This is a genomic window from Marinobacterium rhizophilum DSM 18822, assembly GCF_000378045.1.
GTDB classification, from domain to species: domain Bacteria; phylum Pseudomonadota; class Gammaproteobacteria; order Pseudomonadales; family Balneatricaceae; genus Marinobacterium_A; species Marinobacterium_A rhizophilum.
Window position 1 is genome coordinate 40,674 of record NZ_KB899096.1, and the last position, 19,406, is coordinate 60,079.

17 protein-coding genes and 3 pseudogenes are annotated in these 19,406 nt (G+C 50.5%); 5 read left to right on the forward strand and 15 right to left on the reverse strand.

Annotation, left to right across the window (positions count from 1 at the left end):
• The first annotated feature begins 1 nt into the window (after nucleotide 1).
• Nucleotides 2-1,129: pseudogene (locus F451_RS27710) on the forward strand (IS3 family transposase).
• 544 nt (nucleotides 1,130-1,673) lie between these two features.
• Here F451_RS27710 and F451_RS28400 read toward each other — a convergent pair.
• Nucleotides 1,674-1,849: pseudogene (locus F451_RS28400) on the reverse strand (IS256 family transposase); the annotation flags it as partial.
• Nucleotides 1,850-2,081: 232 nt separating this feature from the next.
• The gene (locus F451_RS0110300; protein WP_020681292.1) at nucleotides 2,082-2,378 is read right to left on the reverse strand and encodes a hypothetical protein; all 297 of its coding nucleotides are present in this window, start codon (nucleotides 2,376-2,378) and stop codon (nucleotides 2,082-2,084) included.
• 351 nt (nucleotides 2,379-2,729) lie between these two features.
• Here F451_RS0110300 and F451_RS0110305 point away from each other — a divergent pair, with 351 nt between their 5' ends.
• Nucleotides 2,730-3,014 carry a hypothetical protein gene (locus F451_RS0110305; RefSeq protein ID WP_020681293.1) on the forward strand — a complete coding sequence of 95 codons (285 nt, stop codon included), beginning with the start codon at nucleotides 2,730-2,732 and terminating at the stop codon, nucleotides 3,012-3,014.
• 158 nt (nucleotides 3,015-3,172) lie between these two features.
• On the opposite strand, the gene F451_RS27715 is transcribed toward F451_RS0110305, so the two are convergent.
• The 7 genes and pseudogenes from F451_RS27715 to F451_RS25315 form a co-directional block, all read right to left on the reverse strand.
• Nucleotides 3,173-4,108 carry a hypothetical protein gene (locus F451_RS27715; protein ID WP_156826439.1) on the reverse strand — a complete coding sequence of 312 codons (936 nt, stop codon included), beginning with the start codon at nucleotides 4,106-4,108 and terminating at the stop codon, nucleotides 3,173-3,175.
• 567 nt (nucleotides 4,109-4,675) lie between these two features.
• Nucleotides 4,676-4,845 (reverse strand): annotated as a pseudogene (locus F451_RS25300) (transposase); the annotation flags it as partial.
• A 561-nt stretch (nucleotides 4,846-5,406) separates the two neighbouring features.
• The gene (locus tag F451_RS27720; protein WP_156826440.1) at nucleotides 5,407-6,120 is read right to left on the reverse strand and encodes an N-acetylmuramoyl-L-alanine amidase; all 714 of its coding nucleotides are present in this window, start codon (nucleotides 6,118-6,120) and stop codon (nucleotides 5,407-5,409) included.
• Between the two features lie 53 nt (nucleotides 6,121-6,173).
• Complete coding sequence (locus tag F451_RS25305) at nucleotides 6,174-6,620, reverse strand: hypothetical protein (RefSeq protein ID WP_156826441.1); 447 nt, start codon at nucleotides 6,618-6,620, stop codon at nucleotides 6,174-6,176.
• A complete protein-coding gene (locus F451_RS27725; protein ID WP_156826442.1) occupies nucleotides 6,610-6,966 on the reverse strand; it encodes a hypothetical protein in 357 nt (118 codons plus the stop codon). The genes F451_RS25305 and F451_RS27725 overlap by 11 nt, the downstream gene beginning before the upstream one ends.
• Before the next feature lie 28 nt (nucleotides 6,967-6,994).
• Entirely contained in the window at nucleotides 6,995-7,444 is a 450-nt protein-coding gene (locus F451_RS27185) for a D-Ala-D-Ala carboxypeptidase family metallohydrolase (RefSeq protein WP_083928410.1), read from the reverse strand.
• Nucleotides 7,445-7,689: 245 nt separating this feature from the next.
• Complete coding sequence (locus F451_RS25315; protein ID WP_020681298.1) at nucleotides 7,690-9,522, reverse strand: C1 family peptidase; 1,833 nt, start codon at nucleotides 9,520-9,522, stop codon at nucleotides 7,690-7,692.
• A gap of 718 nt (nucleotides 9,523-10,240) precedes the next feature.
• Between F451_RS25315 and F451_RS28820 the strand changes: the two genes are divergently transcribed.
• Nucleotides 10,241-10,480, forward strand: a complete 240-nt coding sequence (locus tag F451_RS28820) for a LuxR C-terminal-related transcriptional regulator (protein ID WP_420835276.1) — start codon at nucleotides 10,241-10,243, stop codon at nucleotides 10,478-10,480.
• A 567-nt stretch (nucleotides 10,481-11,047) separates the two neighbouring features.
• Here the strand turns inward: F451_RS28820 and F451_RS28705 are convergent.
• From F451_RS28705 to F451_RS0110365, 6 genes are read right to left on the reverse strand one after another with little or no spacing between them, the layout of a single operon-like run.
• The gene (locus F451_RS28705) at nucleotides 11,048-11,443 is read right to left on the reverse strand and encodes a 5'-nucleotidase (protein ID WP_338040027.1); all 396 of its coding nucleotides are present in this window, start codon (nucleotides 11,441-11,443) and stop codon (nucleotides 11,048-11,050) included.
• A gap of 24 nt (nucleotides 11,444-11,467) precedes the next feature.
• Nucleotides 11,468-11,704: a nucleotidyltransferase family protein gene (locus tag F451_RS27200; protein ID WP_169434499.1), complete on the reverse strand. Its 237-nt coding sequence runs from the start codon at nucleotides 11,702-11,704 to the stop codon at nucleotides 11,468-11,470.
• A 55-nt stretch (nucleotides 11,705-11,759) separates the two neighbouring features.
• Entirely contained in the window at nucleotides 11,760-11,996 is a 237-nt protein-coding gene (locus F451_RS0110350; RefSeq protein ID WP_020681301.1) for a hypothetical protein, read from the reverse strand.
• A gap of 38 nt (nucleotides 11,997-12,034) precedes the next feature.
• A complete protein-coding gene (locus tag F451_RS0110355; protein ID WP_020681302.1) occupies nucleotides 12,035-14,413 on the reverse strand; it encodes a TOTE conflict system archaeo-eukaryotic primase domain-containing protein in 2,379 nt (792 codons plus the stop codon).
• 41 nt (nucleotides 14,414-14,454) lie between these two features.
• Nucleotides 14,455-14,826, reverse strand: coding sequence for a helix-turn-helix domain-containing protein (locus F451_RS0110360; RefSeq protein ID WP_020681303.1), 372 nt, complete (start codon nucleotides 14,824-14,826; stop codon nucleotides 14,455-14,457).
• A gap of 18 nt (nucleotides 14,827-14,844) precedes the next feature.
• Nucleotides 14,845-15,147: a type II toxin-antitoxin system HigB family toxin gene (locus F451_RS0110365; RefSeq protein WP_020681304.1), complete on the reverse strand. Its 303-nt coding sequence runs from the start codon at nucleotides 15,145-15,147 to the stop codon at nucleotides 14,845-14,847.
• Between the two features lie 1,120 nt (nucleotides 15,148-16,267).
• Between F451_RS0110365 and F451_RS0110370 the strand changes: the two genes are divergently transcribed.
• Together F451_RS0110370 and F451_RS0110375 are read left to right on the forward strand one after the other, a co-directional pair.
• Nucleotides 16,268-17,815, forward strand: a complete 1,548-nt coding sequence (locus tag F451_RS0110370; RefSeq protein WP_020681305.1) for a DUF1302 domain-containing protein — start codon at nucleotides 16,268-16,270, stop codon at nucleotides 17,813-17,815.
• Between the two features lie 53 nt (nucleotides 17,816-17,868).
• Nucleotides 17,869-19,233 (forward strand): DUF1329 domain-containing protein, encoded by a 1,365-nt coding sequence (locus tag F451_RS0110375; RefSeq protein WP_020681306.1) that lies wholly within the window; start codon nucleotides 17,869-17,871, stop codon nucleotides 19,231-19,233.
• The last annotated feature ends 173 nt before the right edge of the window (nucleotides 19,234-19,406 follow it).

Here is a 19,406-nt window from a genome sequence, read left to right on the forward strand (position 1 = left end):
CATGAAGAAACGATTCACCGAAGAGCAGATCATTACCATCATCAAGGAAGCCGAAGCAGGCTTGCCGGTGAAGGAGCTCTGCCGAAAACATGGCATCTCGGACGCCACCTTCTACACCTGGCGCAAGAAGTATGGCGGCATGGAAGTGTCAGAAGCCCGACGGCTGAAGGCGCTGGAAGAGGAGAATGCCAGGCTGAAGAAGCTACTGGCGGAAGCGATGCTCGATACTGAGGCGCTAAAGGCGGCTTTGAACCGAAAGTACTGACCGTCGAGAACAAGCGCGAGGCCGTGCGCACTATGCGATCCCAGATCGCGATTTCCGAGCGCAGGGCCTGTTCACTCGTCGGGTTATGCCGCGCCACACTGCGCTATGCACCTCAGTGTTCAGTCGAGGATGCCGAGTTGACTGAACGTATTCGGGATATTGCGTTGGAGCGTCGCCGGTTTGGCTATCGGCGAGTCCATCAGCTCTTGCGTCGAGAAGGGATCGAGGTGAACCACAAGAAGGTCTATCGGTTGTATCGGAAGGCCGGGTTGGCGGTCCGCAAACGGAAGCGCCGCAAAGGAGTCATGCTGGAGCGACAGCCACTGACGCTACCAGCCCAACCACACCTGGTCGATGGATTTTGTCATGGACTCGCTCGCGAATGGTCGTCGCATTAAATGCCTGACCATCGTCGATGACTTCACGAAGGAGTGCCTGGACATACCGGTGGCACATGGTATTTCGGGGGAGCAGGTCTGCCGGACACTGGACGCGATAGCGGCGTTCCGGGGCTATCCGAGAGCGATCAGGACCGATCAAGGGCCTGAATTCACCGGCAAGGCACTCGATCAATGGGCCTATGAGCACTGGGTAGAGCTGAAGCTGATACAGCCCGGCAAGCCGATGCAGAACGGCTACATCGAGAGCTTCAATGGCAAGTTCCGCGATGAATGCCTGAATGAGCACTGGTTCAAGGACCTGGCCCATACCCGGCAACTGATCAGTGACTGGCGGGTCGATTACAATGAACAGCGACCACACTCATCACTGGATTATAAGACTCCATTGGAGTTCGCATCGATGTTTCGGGTGCAAGCCACAGAATCAACAAACAACGACATTACTAGAAAGCAGTTGGATTAAATTTCGGGGGCAGGTCAGCGGGGGGTAATCCTAATTCACTAGAGCAAGCCCGAGAGCAACCGATATGTAAAGTTCCCGTATTACGGCGTTAAGTGTCTTTTACACTTCGCCATCAATCGCTGTGATGGCATGCCTAATAAGTGATTGATTATCAATAACAAAAAATAATTGGCGCTAAATTAGCTTGTTTTCCTAATGAGATCATTATTTTTAGACAGCTATTTTTAGGCCAAAAAAAGTGATCCAGTGGATCGCTTTCAAACCAATCTGTCTGGCTAAAGCTCGATTTACACTCAAGACCAGCAGGTCTGCTAAGGAGGAAAAGTCGATGAAATCTAAAATTATACTAGCCGCACTTTGTCTGGCCCTCGAACAGTCGGCGAGCGCCGCTCCCCCAACGTGTCCTTGTTTCCCAGACGACGACCTGACCGGTCAGGTCGTACAGGCACTCGGTGGGCGACTTATCGAAAGGTGTGACCTCTACCCAAATACAGGACAAGGGAGGATTAGCGGCGACATCACTGCTTGGAATGAGAGCACAGGAACGGTATCTCACGTTGTTGATCACGAGGTTCAGCAGATTAATCCATTTATCCGCTTCCAGTTATTCTGCCCGCTTTCCAGTAGCTGATTGACCATCGCCAGCGTGGTCTCGAATGAGCCGCAGCTCTGAGCTCTCTTGGTTCGTAGACGGACGGTCGAGAACGTTGATTCGACTGGTAATCCCAAAGGGCCTGCCGACGGCCATTTTCAGCATCGCGACCAGTTCCTGACATCTGGCAGGTCGACAGAGTCCCAACGGGCCTTTCGCACCTCTGCGTCCGCCAGTGTCGGCCCAACACCGAATGGTGACGGCACCGAGTCCTCGCCTTCCCTAACCCGCAGCGGCATTCGCACCAACGACCTTGCAGCCACGTCAGGAAGCCACGCGCCAGCATGCCTGCCCCCGGTGTCAGGCTAGACCAGTACGTATCGACGGGGTGTGTTCGTTCAAGTGCAATCGGATATGGGCGATCCCCATGCCCCGGACGAGTTCGGCGGCGCGGCGCAGGTCGCGAAAGGTGCGCACCCCGCCCCGCTTCTTCTCAATGCGGTAATCCGCATCAGCGCTCCGGGCGACGATATGGAAGTCTCCACCACTGTCTTCGACGAGGTACACGGTTTGGATCGCGCCGGCCTCAGCCAGTGCGGCGAGGACGGACTCCGAGACCAATGTGGTCGGTAACGGCTTTTTCAGTATGATGGGCAACCAGCTTGATCAACCTGGGCAGTCTAGTTCAATAGTCTGTCCCCCACCCCGGACAGGCCGGGCCTGTGAGTTTAACACAACACCAATTATGTTGGCTTACATAAATTATGCTCGCGAACATAATTGTGCATAAATCGTATGAAGTAAGTATTGGGCTCATGCGCTTTGGCATTTTTATCGGATGAACTCTAATAATAGCTGGCACTAAAACAGGGAGGTTTACATTAGGTTTACGCCTGACGCATCTCTGACAGTCCTCTAACCAATACAGCGACAAGTATTAGGCGGAAGCAGGACATAGCGCTACGCTGGTACTACAAATCGGCAGCTCGAATACCGGAAACATTTTCTATGATTCCAATCACCCAAATTGTTAATAAGGCGATTGAGTTAACTGCTCAGGGAGAGTCTTATAAACCAGAGGGAACGAAAATGAGGGCGCAATCCTTTGAGAAAGGCGATATCAGCATCATCTATACGACACCATTTTCGAACTGCGAACCTTATATTGGCGAAAAATACTACATGGTTGCTATTAGGTACCAGAACAAAAAGGTTTTCACCGTCTTATATAGAAACATACACGAGCTAGCGTTAAAAAGAAAACGTGAAGCGCACTGGATTGACGCACTTTAAGCTGCTTATTGTTATTTTGAATAATTCATACACTTAATATAAAAATCGAAAACAAAGCCATGTATTCAATCTATGTGGTTCTTTTTATTTTGGCGCCATCGTGTGTACAATCGGAGTTAACAACATACCTCATGCTGAATTTTAGATAAAATAGAAATCTAACAATCATTATAAACATCCCAAATCCAATGGAGCACATAACGTTTATTCGCCTCGCCTTCAAAATTTTCACAACTTAGCTTAGGGTTATTTCCTAGCTTAAAATCACATCCTTGGAAATAGTTGTTATCATCGTCATACTTGTCATTAACCATTAGTACCTCTTTGGAGTCTGGTAGAATTACTTCTGTAACTATTTTTTTTATAGGAAGGGATGAGATAAATCCGACCCCATAGTTATCTTCTTTATTATTTAAAATCGGACTGTACTTATATATTACCTGTAATTCTTTTCCATTAACAGGTATGTCTACTGTTTTTTGCTCTATTTGTGGCCATACACGCTTTGCAGGAGTTATTGGATTTATTGTTTCACCATCTTTTAAATAACTAATATCTAATTTATATTCACCTGTGTTTTTTGTTGTACCTGCCTGCGCCCTGTATATTTTAATAGCTTCACTAAATGTAAGGTCGTCTGTTACTTTGTAAACTAATTTCTTATTACCATCGACGCATCCTGATCCTCTGAAGTCAGACGTCCTCTTAATATCAACTGATGTTATATCCGGATTTGGATTGTGACCACACTCTAACACCTCTAGTTCTATAAAATTTACCCAATTGCAAGGCCATGACCATGCGAAAGCAGAAATAGTAAACCCTAGAAAAATGACAAAGAAAACCGTGATTGACCATATCAATGTCGCTGCTGGTTTAGTAGCTATTGTTGCCGAGCCCAACGCCACCATTGTTATGAATATTAAAACGAGTCCGATGATGGTAACAGCGACTATAATTATCGTCGCCTTACCTTCCCCCAAAATACTCGTGATGATAGCTGCTGTGGCTGCAACACCTAGCAGGCCCCATGCATATCTCAATTGAGGCAATCTATCTGTAGCTTCCTTCAAAATATAAACTAATTTTTCCATTTTCATTACCTCAATATCTATAAGTAATTGTTATTTAATGTTATCATTGGTTGGGTAATATCGCTGACAAATCGTTTCGAACTTAATAGTAAACTAGTATTCAATATGACAGTCTTTACTGAAAGTGATATATCGGATTTAATAAGCTACTAATAAAATTATCTTATGTAGTTTTCCACGCTACTGCCCATATAGCTACAAGCAGCCTAATAACCATATTTACTTTCAAAGATATTCTTGTGATTTTGTAAGCGTCTTCAATCAAGGCAACCGCTTTTTGATCCTATTTAATAAAACCGTCATGGGTGGGCGACTTACTCTTTTAAATCGTTACCCATTGTGACAGTGTAGAAAAATTCCGCCAAGTACTCTCACGACATGTCCTTTTAATACGACGTCAATGTCTGAGTGGCTTTCGTACTTTGAGTGATTGTCTGAATATGGGCCCGCAATCCATAGGGCGCTAGCCCCGTACGCCAAGGCCTCTGATCACATTGAGCGCTTCCGGGGATTGCGAATCGGTTCGTGATGTCCGTTAATTTGGTCGGCGAATCCTTCCTCGCAGACACCTTTGAAGGCTCCGTCTGTCGCCGTGTCGGCTTCTCGTCGTCAGCGGGCCAAAAAGTTGGGGAAATGCCGATTTCCAAGGCCACCTGGCGGCAGCTCACGCCCGGCTGGCGGGTCAAGGCAACCGCCTCACGCTTAAACTTGGCGCTGTATCTTCTGCGTTTGGTCATTAACACTCCTTTGGCACATTGTGCCTCTTTTCAGAAGTGTCCGCAGTAACGGGGTAGAACCCAGACGCTGCCATCCGAGGAAACGGCCACACCGGTTAAATCGCTGGGTGACGCTACCTGTTTGCATTGCTCCGCGAATGGGACGGTCAGGAACCAGAGTGCACCGTCGCTCCCTACGAATCAAATTGGCTCAAGCCTACCATCTAATGGATGTTGATCGCAGCACGGCTGTACCGACGTCTTTTGCACGTGCGGTATCCAGATACCTAGTCGTCTCCAGTCATGTATCATTTTTCCCCCTCTGCAGTGAAGACATGCTACATGCCTAATGGAGTACACGCTTTTGTTCAGATGTAGGCACTCGCATTCAAATTTACCAGTAGTTCGCATGTCTCCTACGCCGCGTTAATATATTTGCAAGCGGGGTTAATATCTTGGCTTAATCCGGTTTACTCCTTCAGGTCAGGTGCGTCGGATTATCCCGATCCAAGGAAGGAATTATTCCCACTTTTACGACGCTTAATGTGTCTGTTCTCATCGAGTTGATGCATCTTCCCCAGTTCATGTATTTGGAGTATCTGGAGTATCTGGAGTATCTGGAGTATCTGGAGTATCTGGAGTATCTGGAGTATCTGGAGTATCGCGTGTATCTGTTGTATCGGGCGTAGTAACTAACCCGCGTTCGTAAGCAATTAAAGATTTCCAGCGTTCAAATCCTTTTACAATGGCTTCGGCTAGTTCCTGCTTATTTTCGACTGCAGCCTTTGCTTCCTCTTTATTGTCGCCAAAAAACGGCTCGATCAAAATTGATGGAATACCAAATAATTGATTAACATTCCAATAGCCTCGCTCGCCCCGACTCAAAGGACGATTCTTCAAACCTCGATCTTCTCTTCCTTTGCGTCTAAAAACTCTACATATCTCCTCTTGTACAAAAATGGCAAATTCTTTTTCTAGAACTTGTTTACTATCGTTTTTATCCGAATATAGCGTTTCAGTACCTTTGACATTTCCATTAAACGCATTGAAATGAAGCTCGCAAACAGCATCTGGCTCCCATTCTGAAACGTTTTTGTAGGCACCATCTATACCGACTCCGTCTCTGTGAAATATCTCTACGTTGTGACCTCGCGTGTTTGCGTATTTTTGTATCATGTCTGCTAAGTCATTATTAAATTCATACTCACTACTTGATATTGGGTAAACGCCTGCTGCACCAGGTCGGCTTCGTGTATGACCTATTACAAGTGCCAAATGTCCTGCAAGTGGATTCATGATTTATTGCCTCACTATTATCAATAGTCAATGCACGCAAAAACAACGTATGCTCACTCTGCTTCGCCAGTAGTTAACGACTTAGGTTTTTGCTTATTAGTTTCTGGAAGCCCCATTTTATGTGCAAAACCGTCGGCCAGTTTTTTTGCCGCGAGACCAGTTGCAAAAAACTTCCCTAAACCCACATCTGCTTGCTTTGCATCTGTGTTTAACTCGAACTGGCCTAGCACAGACAGTGCATCCTGATGATTCTTTTCAGCTGTTGATTTAACCAACGTGGAGTCTCCATTCGCTTGCACGACAGTAACTGGAACAATTGCAAAATCCTTATCTTTGTAACCCAAAGTAAGATCAAGACCTTGATCGGCTGCAGGGCCGCTTATCGAAACGCCTACCGTGTGTGACTGGCCAAATACAAGAGGCATATTTACTTCGTTTTTTGCGCAGCCACTTGTAAAGCCTAGAACAACTATAGAAACCAAAGGCAATTTAATCTTCATATCTATTTTCCTCTTCTTCTTTAGAATTATAAATGCATATGGATGCATTTCCTTTAAGTAACTCATTAACGACTAATGGGTTAGTTGAATTATTAACCCATAAAACTAGTTTGCAATTTTCAGACATAACTGCAATTGACTGCTTAGAATAGCCTATCACTTGACCAAGCGGCGTAGTAGCGTAGCCAATCAATGATACGTCTGCGTATACAGCGCCCTCTTGTGGATTGGCGGATAGCTTAATAACACCGAAATCTCTTTTTACAGTTACTGAACCATTTCTATCTGTGATTTTGACAGTTGTACAACCCATTATAAAAAGTGATAAAAATAATATTCTTAGCATCTTAATGTTTTGGCTCCACTCAAAGCTGTTATGGTTTTCCTAAATAATCGTAGCTTATTGATGTCAATTTCCTGATCTTGTTAATCGTCACTTTTGTAAGCGTTACCGACAGATCGTCCTCTCTCAGCAATAGCGATGTGTTATAAATAGGAGGAGGTTTCGAGGCAAGCGTGAACCTTTTAATTGAGTCAGAGCCTACACGTTCATCCAGAAAAACATAGACGTCGTGTGGGTCGCCCCCCTTAACCACAACGTCCGCAGCATCTCCGACCAGGTGCCTACTGTTCTTTACTCCCCCAACGTTTCTGTTGTGAGTCGGACAGCGATATTCTGAGTTTATGATAACAGGGCTATCAAACTCATCACGCAGGTCTTCAAGAATGTCCAATAACATTTTAGGTGGATCATAGGGGAGTTCACCGCAGTGGTTGCAGGTAAACTTTGCTTTCAGAAAATGGGGACCAGGACGTTCGTTCATATATAATTCTCCAAGGTTATGATTATCACTTTTAAAAAACGCCCTTAGCATTAATACTGCGTTATCGGTGCCTAGTGCGGTGTTTTCGTCTTAATTTTAGTCAATTTGCACGCTACCGCCCATCCGGATACACGGAAACCAATTGAGATTACTTTGATAACAACCTCGTTTTTTCTACATTCAAAATGTTATTAGCTAAACAGCGTTATAAGTAATTCTACATCGACTAGATTTCATTGATTTCACTAAACACATTCAAGATCTGTCTTATCGAAGAGTCTGGTAGGCTCGTCTTTTAGTACACGTTTTAGGATGTCATTTAGTGTTGCAGGATCATTATCGAATCCGTCGTGTGTTTTACTTAATGATCGCGGCTCGATATCATCATCATGACTGTAAATAATATTAAGGTTCTTAAGCTTCAGTAGTTCAGGGTTTCTACTGTATATGTCCATTCCAATAATCGGTGCAGGCGTTATATCTTCAAATGCACGCGGCACTAGATAAAGAAGTGATTTTCTATATGGCCCAACTGAATCATCCTTTTCCAACTTATCTATCAGGTTGTAAACCGCCATATCATTGACACCGAACCTGTTTTTAGGAGCCTTCAAATAAGGTTCATAGTGTGACTTGAATAGGTCAGTCGTGCAGGCTGGAGCCATCAGGCTACAAGTTTGTACGCGAAAAACGGGAATCAGGCTCTCCAAGGCCTGAAGAAGGCATGCCATGAGAATTGCGCCAGCACTATGGCCAACAATGTGGAGCTGTGGCGCATTTTCGTTCGTTAAAAGTTCTTTAAACGTGGTAAGTGTCTTAGCACCGTCAGCATCCACCGCAAAGCCGCTTGACGCGCCAAACTTCATTTCTCGCCATACGGCACGCCCCAACGGACGCGTGGCTCGCTCCAGCAACTTATCCCACAGATCAGATAGACCTGCTACACGCTCCCCTTCCCGTTCGCCACGGCTGACGATTACGTCCTTCAGTTCTTCCAAAATTCCTGTGTCGTACATGAAATGGAAGGGGTATATGCCATTTTCCTTGAACACGTCACGCATCGCGGCGATCCGACTGGCCGATGACTCAGGGCTGTTGAGGCCTCCATGTGCATACAAGAGTAAGTGACGGTATTTCCGATTTTTCCTGACCTTCTGCGCGGTGTTGGTTACGTCAGTCAGGTTGCTCCAGTACTTACCAGCATCATGGAACTTGCCATCATCGATATGCACGAAATGCCCGGCGATCTGGCCTCGTGACGGTTTCTTGCAGAAACTGGCTACACCTCCTGCAACTCGGCCTTCATTTGGTTCTCCCATATACCAGATTTGCGGAGTCGGAAGCGCTAGGCTCAACACCCAGGCATCAACGATGTTCACATGCCAGTCCTCATAGCTCCAAAGCGCTACGGCATTATTACCCCATCCGGGCCCCCACGAGTTCTGCACCCAAAATCCGTTTCGGTTGTAACCGACAATGGCAAAGGCATGACCGCCTGTCGTATCCGATCGATACGGGATGACGCCATTCCGGCTAGCTTCCTGACTCCAACCGCTATGGACGTTTGCTGAACAGAAAATGGCCCCGGCCTGGTTCGAGGCCGCATGGAAGTCACTGATACGGCGTGTGAGACGATAGTAAGCGCCCATAGTATTGGAGCGTCCATCTTTGGCCGCCGCTACCGTAAGCTCGCCCGGTTTTTGAGCTTCATAGGGCCAAAGTGCTTCCCGGCACCCCCCCATATTAGCAAAGCCTTTAATAGCGCCACGGCAAGATGACCCGGTATAATCTTCACTTGGCCATTCATCGAACTTCCGAGCCATTTCGTAGAGCATACGCGGGCTAACAATAACGTCCCGATCTCGGCTCTGATTGAGAAGATTTATGACGGCTGCAAGCCCGAAACCTGTACAAGCTCCTTCAGATGCCTGATTGCGAACAATTAGACTCTTGGGAAAATCTTGTTCAGCTTTCAATTGTATAGGCGGGGGGGTGTAGAACCAGTCTCGATTATCTCGTAAGTCCTCCGAAACATTGAGAACGAACCCATCGAGTTTAGGTGCTGTGGCATCAGGCATCGTTGTCTCTCCATAGATTAGGAAGCACAGAGGCCTGATCGATGTACTGACTGCTGCCGCTAATAGCGGCCGGTACAGGGATATAAATATGCAGCGACTATTTGAGCTGCCATGCTGCACAGATATACGCCCTAATACGAGCTTCCTTTAGATATTCATGTATAGCAAAGAGGCTCCCAATAGCTAATCGGAAAAATCAGAAAGCCAAGAGTTTTTTACGAATCAACTTATTTTAGATAAATACGATGTACACTGGCCCAATACCGAATAAGCGGGTGCTGGCTCACCATGCCTATGTAGTACGGTCAAACGTAGCGGCTTAGAGTTTCGCGTTAAACCTTGATAAAATACAAGCTGTTAACACTGAATTCGGAACAATTCTCAACAAAGTTCACCAACTGATTTTTACGATCAATGGTAACTAAGTATCACGAAGTGCCACTCTTCCGCCCTACTTTCGTGATGCCCAAGGTTGTTAAGCTTCATTAACACCTATGTTGAGTAAGATTCATTTGGATGGTAATCAAATTAGCTTTCGCTAATTGATGTGATCCATACCGCTGATGCAGATCATCCCCTGCAGCCCACTATAGACCGGCAGATTCAAGGCCAGATCGACGGACACAGTGAAAATATCGCCCTTGAGTACCTCGATGACTCGCGGGTCAACCTGATGTATACCGTTAGCCTCGCAAAAGCCTAGTGAGGCAGCATAACCATCGCGCAGCGCCCTACTTACACTTATCCGGAAAAGACCTTTGCCCTCAGTGCCACAGTAGTCAAAGTCCTTCGGCGACTGATGGACGGTAAGGCAGTGAAAGATATAGCTACCTGCTTATTCTTCAGTGAAGCGACAGTGCGCTTCCATATCCGGAACCTCCTACACAATGCGCATAGCCGTAGCCAGGCCGAGATGGTTGCGGCAGTGCTCAATACGGTCAGTGTGAGGGTCGAGTAAGGCACAAAAAAATCGATCATTTGTCAACCGCCCAGGCGAAGAAAATTTCCTGTCCGGGGCCATTTGCGCCGTCATTCTTTGTAACTAATGTCTCCATCCCTCTGTTACCACCTTCTGTCGAAAGCAATATCGTGGTATAAAAACTACACATAATTCTGTGAGATTCTTCGGGTTCAGGTCGCGGTCATCTTGGTCCCATATCGATTTCCGAGGAAAATCTCATCGTTAGCTTGAGATTCGGGGGAAGATCTCATCTTTAGCTTGAGTCGAATCTCATCCTGATTTGATTTTGAACGCTAAGTCATTGATTTAAAAGAGAGCAGAATCTCGTCCTTAACCTGAATTAACACGTGTCATTTCAAATTGAGTGTCGATTCCAGTTTCAAACGGAACTCGTTCAGCCAAAAGTGGAATCTCTCGAACAGCCCTTTAGCCCAAGTACCGTGTGCCCTTCAGCCAGATGAAGACATGACGGTCCGAAACATGTTTTCCAGTTTTAACCTGAATTCTGCGAACTCCTGCATTTGCAGTGCATCAGCCGTTTCAAGTTGAGGCTGAGATTCGGTCTCACCGACGTTTGAGTCGCTCCAGGCCATGCCCTGCGTGGCTGTCACGCACATTGGCAGAGCCCAGCCAAAGGACCAAGTTTTCGCTCAACGCGACACAGCGCACGCCCGATCTATGCAAATATATCGCTAAAGGCAGCATGGCTAGGTTGGGATACACAGAGGCTCTACTTATTCGCGCGTCAGGGTTTGTAACAACTGCGCATTTCAATGCAACATCTTGGTTCTCAAGCTGGTACTTCCGATAGGTTTGCTCACCTTGAGACCGAAAGACTTCATCGGACTCGCTCAAATCAAATAAGGCGCTTGACGCAAGACCTACGACAAGACGATTTGTTAGATCAAACGGCACAGCGTTCTCCCTTGCTAATGGGTAGTCATATATCATTAGGAGCATCAGCTAATTAGACGGCCTTTGTGATCAACGAGGCCGGGTGTATAGCCTCACACCCTCCCGGTTGATATGGTCGATCAGATCCTGGTTGTAGATCTGCTCGAGGATCGACAGGTCGATCTGATACGGCAACAGCAAATCATCCAGAGCCCATGCAACTTCGTTCAACACCTGGACGGACAGCTCGGCTCCCTCGAGCGTCAGGTCAACGTCCGATCCCGGTTTGAAGTTTCCTTTGGCTCTGGAGCCGTAAAGTATGGCGATATCGGGATCGCCCGGATCTGCCTAATCTCTGCATCCTTGAGTCCGTACATCGTTTCTAACCTGCATCAATGACTTCCAGCGTGCTCTCCAGCGTGGAGAACAGCGCCAGGCGATGATTACTTGGCCTGATCCGCTGTCTCCTGGTAATCGCTTGGGGCGTCAAACTCCTGCTCTTGAGCATATCCATAAAGCCTACATCCGCTATCAGGCCCTGCTCCATCGCCTTGCAAGACACGTCCCAGGAGCCTTTAAGATCTGGTATCCAGGGTTTTGCACGCCAAAACAGCGTCATCGATGTCCCGTGGGAAGTCACCCAGGAAGGCCTGCTATTTACAACTCCAGCTCAAGTGTACTTTTGGCGTCATCTTGATCAGGAAATCTAACGTCATATCCCATCGCGGCATAGCCTTTCTCCCGCTTCTGGAACATGCGCTGCAACATCGGTAACGAGGAGTCCAAGTAGTCATATATCGTGACAGCCTCTTTACCCTCCACTTCCCGATGGAGACGGCCTGCATACTGCGCCAGTGAACCTTTCCAGGCAATTGGTAGCGCGAGAAACAGCGTATCCAATCGTGGTAGGTCAAAGCCTTCACCGACGTACTTGCCCGTGGCGACGACCACTTGGACCGAGGCCAGCTGCTCGTTTGCACTCTTGCGTTCTGAGGCGCGCATTGCGCCCCTCAACACCAGAACCCTGAGCTCTCGAGACGCCAGGAGCTGCGCCAACGCTTCGGCATGTTCACGCCGCTCGGTCAGCAACAGCGGATGGCGCCCTCGCTTTACTGCGTTGACGACATCTTCGGCTATAGCTGCATTACGTTCTCCGTTTGTCGCCAACCACCGATAGACCGATGCGATATGCGGGCGCTCATCAGACAGCCTCAGCTCGGCCGGAGGCTGATCATAGCGCTGGTTAACAAACACAGTTTGCTGGAATTTTGCACCCTGCTCCGCTTTGACTTTGTGGCGGATGGGGCCAGCAACCATGAACATAATTTTCTGATGGCCATCCTGCCTATCTGGTGTCGCGGTGAGACCTACTATGTATTTAGCCCTGACTTCGTTGAGCAGCATTTCATATCGTGGTGCGGAGATATGGTGGCACTCGTCGATTATGACCTGACCATACCGCTGAACATATTCGGAGACGGTATTGTCCTTCTTGTTGATCAGGCTCTGGTAGGTCGCAATGTCGATTTCTTCGGTCGGCTTCTTCTTTCCGCCACCGATGATTCCAACATTTACACCGGTGGTGAACGACTGGATGCGTTCATTCCATTGGTCGAGTAGTTGACGGCTGTGGGTCAGGATCAGTGTGTTTACGCGACGCTTGGCGATGAGCCCGATCGCAGTGACCGTTTTGCCGAAAGCGGTGGGGGCATGCAGGATACCGGTATCCTGCTCGGCCATTGCCTCGATCGCTAGACTCTGTTCCGGTCGCAAAGCACCCAGAAACTCCATTTTGTTAAGTGGCTGACCGCAGCGCCGGTGATCCTCGATTTCGATCTGTATTTGCTGCTCCTTCAGCAGATCTTTCACATCATCCAGGCATCCGCGCGGGAGTGACAGGTACCCCTGCTCGATTCGAGCACAGGTGATAAAGCGCGGTATGCCATGGGTCGAAAAGCGAAGTGCCTGGGTTTTGAAGAACACCGGATTCGAAAAGCTGGCCAGCCGCTTCAGCCTTGCAATCAGGGGCGCCGGAATAGCGTCCTGTTTGATGTATATGTGATTGGCCAATGTTAGCGTGACACTCTCGGGGCAGTCTTCAATACGGTCACGGTCGCTGCGTAGCCCTTGCTCCCAGGGCGGACGTTTGTCGATTGTCGCAGGCCGTTCAGGCTCAAGCTCTCGTAGCAACCTGGACAGATCGTCAGCTGACAGCCGGTCAAGCTGTGACAGGAAGCGCCACTGATCCGGGTACGCATGAAGGTCGGCGTCGACGAACAGGCTGTTACCCTGCCGTCGCGCATGGTGCTGAAGCGGTAAGGCGATCAAATTGCCGAAACCACCCTCCGGCATATGATCCTGGTTGGGAAATAGCCGATCATAGGAGTCGAAGGAGAGTCCGGGATGGATTTCCATCGCCTTGTCGAGAAGCGCGAAGCCCAGACGGCGCGCATCCTGGGCCAGCACCGGTTCAGAGAAAAAGATCCAGAGATGAGCCCCGTTGCCGGACCGCGATATTTCGACTGCCTGAGGTATCGATGCCTGGTGGCACACTTTCGCCATGGCCTTAACGGCATCCTGCCATCCCGTCTTGTCAAAGTCCGCAGCCAGTAAGTGACATCGGTTCCCCGGTAATAACGGATAGAGCCCAACCACCTGCTTTCCGGCCAAGTGTTCGTATATCACCTGCTCATCGAGCGCTTTGAAGTGCTTATGGCCGCAGTTACCGCATTTGACTTTCGGCTTCTTACAAATGCCGGGTAGCCATTCGTTGTGACAGGCGACGGAATAACCGTGACGCCCCTGGGCGTTTTGCCAGCGTACGGCAAACAAGTCGCTGCGCCCCCTGAAGAGATCGCGGAACAACTTTACCTTTTGTTCTGGGCTGAGTATCAGCTGCGCATGGGCTGGAGGTGCACGTAGTAGCGCCTGCTTTCGCTGGACCAGCCGTTGCTTCTCGGCTTCGAGCTCGGCCAGCCGCTTGTCTATGGCTGACAGTTCTTCCTGTGTGGCCGTAGGACTATCGAATGCAGGCATGGAGAAAGTTGGCGACCGGAGCGACGAATCGCCTCTTTACATTATGCATGGGTCTGGCGAGGCGGCTTGATCAATGACTCGGCTGGAATGCCGAGCTCCTGATGGAGTTTCCAGATCATTTTCAGTGTCAGTGAACGCTTGTGATTGAGGACCTCATACACACGGTTGCGCTTGCCGATCATCGGTTCCAGATCTTTCGCTGTGAGGCCTTTCTGTTCCATCTCGAACTTGATGGCTTCCACAGGGTCGGGAAGATTTAGGGGGTAATGCTTGCTTTCGTAAGCCTCGACCAGCGTGACCAGGACGTCGAGCTTTTCGCCTTCGGGCGTGCCTGGCTCCGCCATCATCAGCATTTCGATTTCTTTCAGTGCCGCACGGTAGTCGGCATCAGTGCGGATCGGTTTGATGTCCATCTTCCGTTACCTCTGGCGTTATATCGTCTCGACGTCGATCTGGTCATACTGGGCATGGGTGCCGACAAAGCGGATGTAGACCACGCGATAGGCATAGTTGATCCAGACCACCAACCGGTATTTATTCCCGGCTATGTTCAACACCACCCTGCCATCCTTGAGTATGCTGGCATTTCGGAAGTCCTGCTTGACCTCGGCGGGCGAGCTCCAGTCAGCTTTCAGTGTGTGCCTGTACCAGGCCAGTATCGGCTCCGTGGCATCGCCGTACGCAGGGTTGTCTTCCCAGAAGGACTTCAATGTCGACAGGGCAATGATTCTCATAAGCGGATTTTAGTCCCAAAATGGGACCAAGACAAGGTTCGAATTGAGTCGGTGTCGTTCCCACGCCGAGCAGGCGTTTGATTGTCTCCAGCATCAGCCGACACGCTACCGGCGTTGGCACCCGCTACCTATTAAATTGACAACCCTACTTCCTGTCCATAATCTTTGTCTATAGGCACAACGAATACGCAGTCTCAAATCAAATTAGCGGACAGGTCCACGATGTGGCGGTTCGGTAAAATTCAGGTTTAAACTGGAAACGTAAGTTGTTACCGACTGGAAAGAATTCGCTAAGTCTTTGATTCATAATGCATTAAAGTTCATTTTTAAACTGGAATCGACAGTTTAGAACCGTAACCTCACACGGTCTTAACTGAGCATCCACTTTGAAGGCCGGATCGACCAATATGTGGATCCGGGATCCATTGCGCAGATTCGAAGATTGCAGTCAGCAATCCCTGAAACCCGCTCTTGCTTAAACAATTGATGTGCGGCCGTTGATGCCGCAATGCATCACAAGACGCAAAAAGTCTATTGTTAGGTCGTGCCGCCCTGTCCTGCCCAGCGCCATTCGTTCGCTTTTTGGGCCTCAAAAATCTGTCCAGCTACACACAGCACAGCACAGCTTCAACGGCACGGCCGCGCAGCTCCCGACGCCGGACGATGTCGCATGGCGATCAAATACTCGGCGCAATATGTCAATTGATTTTCGCCTCGGGTCAAGCCCGACAACCTGCCGACCATTAAAGTCGATGACATAACATGATCAGTCGGCGTTCCGAACCCAAACACAGGCTTGGCAAAGCCTAAGGTCCAACTACCCGGACCTCTCATACCGGTGCATGTATCGGCGATGAGTAAAGATCGATATTTCGCACGGCAATAATAATAACGAGCGGCCATACGATGAAAGAAAATACGCAACACCCCGCTGACCCAGGCTTTATTCAAATCGCTTTCGCACTGGCTGGATTATCCCCCGGTATTCAGGCAGACGATTCCGGCGAGAGCCGACGTTGCCTGCGACTCAATAAAAAATAAACCCCCTTCAGTAATAACAACAAAAAGAGCTCATAAAACGATGAAAAATAACCTCGCTAGCCAAGGACTATTGAATGTCTTGCGCACGCCTCTGAGCCTGAATATCAGACAGGCAACGCTGGCCGCTGCACTGATATCGGCGGCTGCACCGCAGGCCTATGCGCTCAATTTCGAGCTCGACAATGGCGTAACCATCGACCTGGACACCACCCTTACCTACGACACCCAGTGGCGCATGGAAGACCAGGACAAGGATATCCTCGCGTTCAGCGGTTTCGGCAGTCTGACTGATGACGGCAACCGAAATTTTGACAAGCACGATCAGACCCAGAACCGCCTGGGTTTCGGCTCTGACCTGGACGTCAATTACGGTGACGGCGGCGTCTTTGTCCGCGCCCGCGGCTGGTACGACAAGGTGTACGATAATGACAGTCTGGCCCGCGAGCCCTTCCAGCAGGACGGCCTCGACGAGCACAAGTCCAAGATCGAACTGCTCGACACCTTCGTCTATCACAATTTCGATTTAGGCGATCAGGCCCTGAGCCTGCGCGCCGGTGAGCAGGTGGTCAACTGGGGCGAGAGCCTGTTCCTGCAGGGCGGCATCTCCACCGCGCAGGGCCCACTCGATGCGACCAAGGCCAATGCCCCGGGCGTCGAACTGAAAGATATCTTCATGCCCATCGGTCAGGTATACGGCGAAATGACGCTCACCGATGCGCTATCCCTCGGCGCTTACTACCAGTACGACTGGGAAGCCACCCGCATCGACGCCCCGGGCAGCTACTTCAACATCCTCGACGGTCTGGGGCAGAAGTCGGTCGGCGACGAATTCGGCCAGCCGTTTCTGCCGGCTGGCGCCAAGGTGACCGAGGACCGGCCCGACAAGGGCCAGTACGGTGTCGCGCTGCGTTACCTGGCGGAAAACCTCAATAACACCGAGTTCGGCTTCTACTACCTGAATTACAACGACTTCACCCCGTCGCTGCAGTTCCTGTCCGCAGCCTCGCTCAACATGAACCACGAGTATTTCGAAAATATCGACCTGTACGGCCTGAGCTTCGGTACCGTATTCGGCGATGTCAACGTTAGCGGTGAAGTCTCCTACCGTGACGGTCAGCCGGTGCAGGTGGCTGCGCCGGGCTTCCTGTTCAAGCCGGCGCAAACCATGCAGACCCAGGTCTCCGCGATCTACATCCTGCCGCAGAACCCCCTGGCCGACAACATGACCCTGGTCGGCGAAATCGGCTACAACCGCGTGCTGGATATCGACGGCGTCAGCGGTGGCATTAAGGAAAACCTGGCAAATGACCGTGGCGCCGCCAGCGCGGTGCTCAACCTGAAGGCCGACTACTTCAACATCGTCGGCGGTCTGGACCTGGCCGTGTCGGGCACCTACCGCAACGATTTCAACGGCCGCTCATCCGTTGCCTACACCTTCACCGAGGACAACGAACAGTTCGCCCTGAAAGCCGACTTCACCTACCTCAACAAGCACAAGTTTGGCGCCAGCTATGTCTGGTTCCTGGCTGACCCTGCCGACATTATCGCAGAAGACGGCGACCTGGCGTTCGGCCACCTCAATGCCGACCGCGATTACCTTGCCGCTTACTACAAGTACAGCTTCTAACTTCGACATTCATACATAAAAACAATCAGACGCACACCTGAGGAGTTATTGTCATGAGCTTCAAGAGAACCCTTCTCGCAGCCGCTTTCACCACCCTGGCGCTGAACGCCGGCATGGCCATTGCCAAGGTTTCCGCGGACGAAGCCGCCAGGCTGAAAGGCGAACTGACGCCCTTCGGTGCCGAGCGCGCCGGGAATGCCGACGGCTCCATTCCCGAGTGGACCGGCGGTTTGACCACCCCGCCGGCCGGTTACGTCAAAGGCGGCCACCAGGTTGACCCGTTCGCCGACGAAAAGCCGCTATACACCGTGACCGCACAGAACTACAAGGAATACGAGAACCTGCTGTCAGACGGTCAGAAAGCGCTATTCGAGAAGCAGCCGACCTTCAAGCTGAACGTCTACCCGACCCACCGCACCGCACCGATTCCGAACTGGATTGCCGAGAACACCCACACCAACGCCCTGAACGCCGAGCTGACGCCGGACGGCAACGGTGTGACCAACGCCTACGGCGGCATCCCGTTCCCGATCCCGCAGAACGGCCAGGAAGCGATCTGGAACCATACCCTGCGCTGGTATGGCGAAGGCAAGGACGCCACCTACGAGAGCGCCACGATCTATGCCAACGGGTCCCGCGCCGTTACCGCCGGCCACCTTATCGAGACCTATCCGTACTACTACAAGGACGGCGACATCAGCAGTTTCAACGGCAACATCATCCAGCTGCTGCTGCAATACTCGCTGCCGACCCGCCGCAAGGGTGAAGTCACCCTGGTTCGCGACCCGGTCAACGCCAGCAAGGAGCCGCGTCAGGCATGGCAGTACATTCCGGGACAGCGTCGCGTGCGCCGTGCACCGACCATCGCCTTCGACACGCCGGATCCGGGCTCGAACGGCCTGACCACCTATGACCAGGCCTTTATGTTCAACGGCTCTCCGGAGCGCTTTGACTGGGAGCTGATCGGCAAGAAGGAAATGCTGGTGCCGTACAACGCCTACAAGTTCCTGGCTGCCCACAGCAAGGGCACGCCGATGGAGGACATTGCGCAGGCCAACCACACCAACACCGACCTCGAGCGCTGGGAGAAACACCGCGTCTGGATTGTCGAGGCGACGCTGCGTGAAGACAGCCGCCATATCTATGGCAAGCGCCGCTTCTACCTCGACGAGGACTCCTGGTTCGCACTGATGACAGACATGTACGACGGTCGTGGTGAGCTGTGGCGCTTCGGTCACTCGCACCCCGTCGCGCTGTACGCGGATGGCAACATCATCGCCCGAGCCCTCACCAACTACGATCTGCAGTCCGGTGACTACGCCATGCAGGAATACGACACCATCCCGTATGTCCCGCAGGCAACCAAGGACGACAACTTCTACACCCCGCAGAACGTGCGCCAGATGGCACGCCGTTAACCGCTGAAAATGAGGCCGGCACGCAAGTGCCGGTTTCGTTCACCGCTATTCCGCTAGGGAGCCTATGAATAAGTCCCAATGTGGCTCTGGCTTTCAGCGCGAACCGGACTCTTTGTTGCAGTTCCTCGACAGGCCCCGGCATGCCTTCGAAACTGCGCCGCGATTCCGGCTCG

What these genes read in the sequence shown, in the direction of transcription:
- F451_RS0110305 (WP_020681293.1), top strand. Translation starts at nt 2,730, where the DNA reads ATGATTCCAATCACCCAAATTGTTAATAAGGCGATTGAGTTAACTGCT.
- F451_RS27715 (WP_156826439.1), bottom strand. Translation starts at nt 4,108, where the DNA reads ATGGAAAAATTAGTTTATATTTTGAAGGAAGCTACAGATAGATTGCCT.
- F451_RS27720 (WP_156826440.1), bottom strand. Translation starts at nt 6,120, where the DNA reads ATGAATCCACTTGCAGGACATTTGGCACTTGTAATAGGTCATACACGA.
- F451_RS25305 (WP_156826441.1), bottom strand. Translation starts at nt 6,620, where the DNA reads ATGAAGATTAAATTGCCTTTGGTTTCTATAGTTGTTCTAGGCTTTACA.
- F451_RS27725 (WP_156826442.1), bottom strand. Translation starts at nt 6,966, where the DNA reads ATGCTAAGAATATTATTTTTATCACTTTTTATAATGGGTTGTACAACT.
- F451_RS27185 (WP_083928410.1), bottom strand. Translation starts at nt 7,444, where the DNA reads ATGAACGAACGTCCTGGTCCCCATTTTCTGAAAGCAAAGTTTACCTGC.
- F451_RS25315 (WP_020681298.1), bottom strand. Translation starts at nt 9,522, where the DNA reads ATGCCTGATGCCACAGCACCTAAACTCGATGGGTTCGTTCTCAATGTT.
- F451_RS28705 (WP_338040027.1), bottom strand. Translation starts at nt 11,443, where the DNA reads ATGCTCCTAATGATATATGACTACCCATTAGCAAGGGAGAACGCTGTG.
- F451_RS0110350 (WP_020681301.1), bottom strand. Translation starts at nt 11,996, where the DNA reads ATGACGCTGTTTTGGCGTGCAAAACCCTGGATACCAGATCTTAAAGGC.
- F451_RS0110355 (WP_020681302.1), bottom strand. Translation starts at nt 14,413, where the DNA reads ATGCCTGCATTCGATAGTCCTACGGCCACACAGGAAGAACTGTCAGCC.
- F451_RS0110360 (WP_020681303.1), bottom strand. Translation starts at nt 14,826, where the DNA reads ATGGACATCAAACCGATCCGCACTGATGCCGACTACCGTGCGGCACTG.
- F451_RS0110365 (WP_020681304.1), bottom strand. Translation starts at nt 15,147, where the DNA reads ATGAGAATCATTGCCCTGTCGACATTGAAGTCCTTCTGGGAAGACAAC.
- F451_RS0110375 (WP_020681306.1), top strand. Translation starts at nt 17,869, where the DNA reads ATGAGCTTCAAGAGAACCCTTCTCGCAGCCGCTTTCACCACCCTGGCG.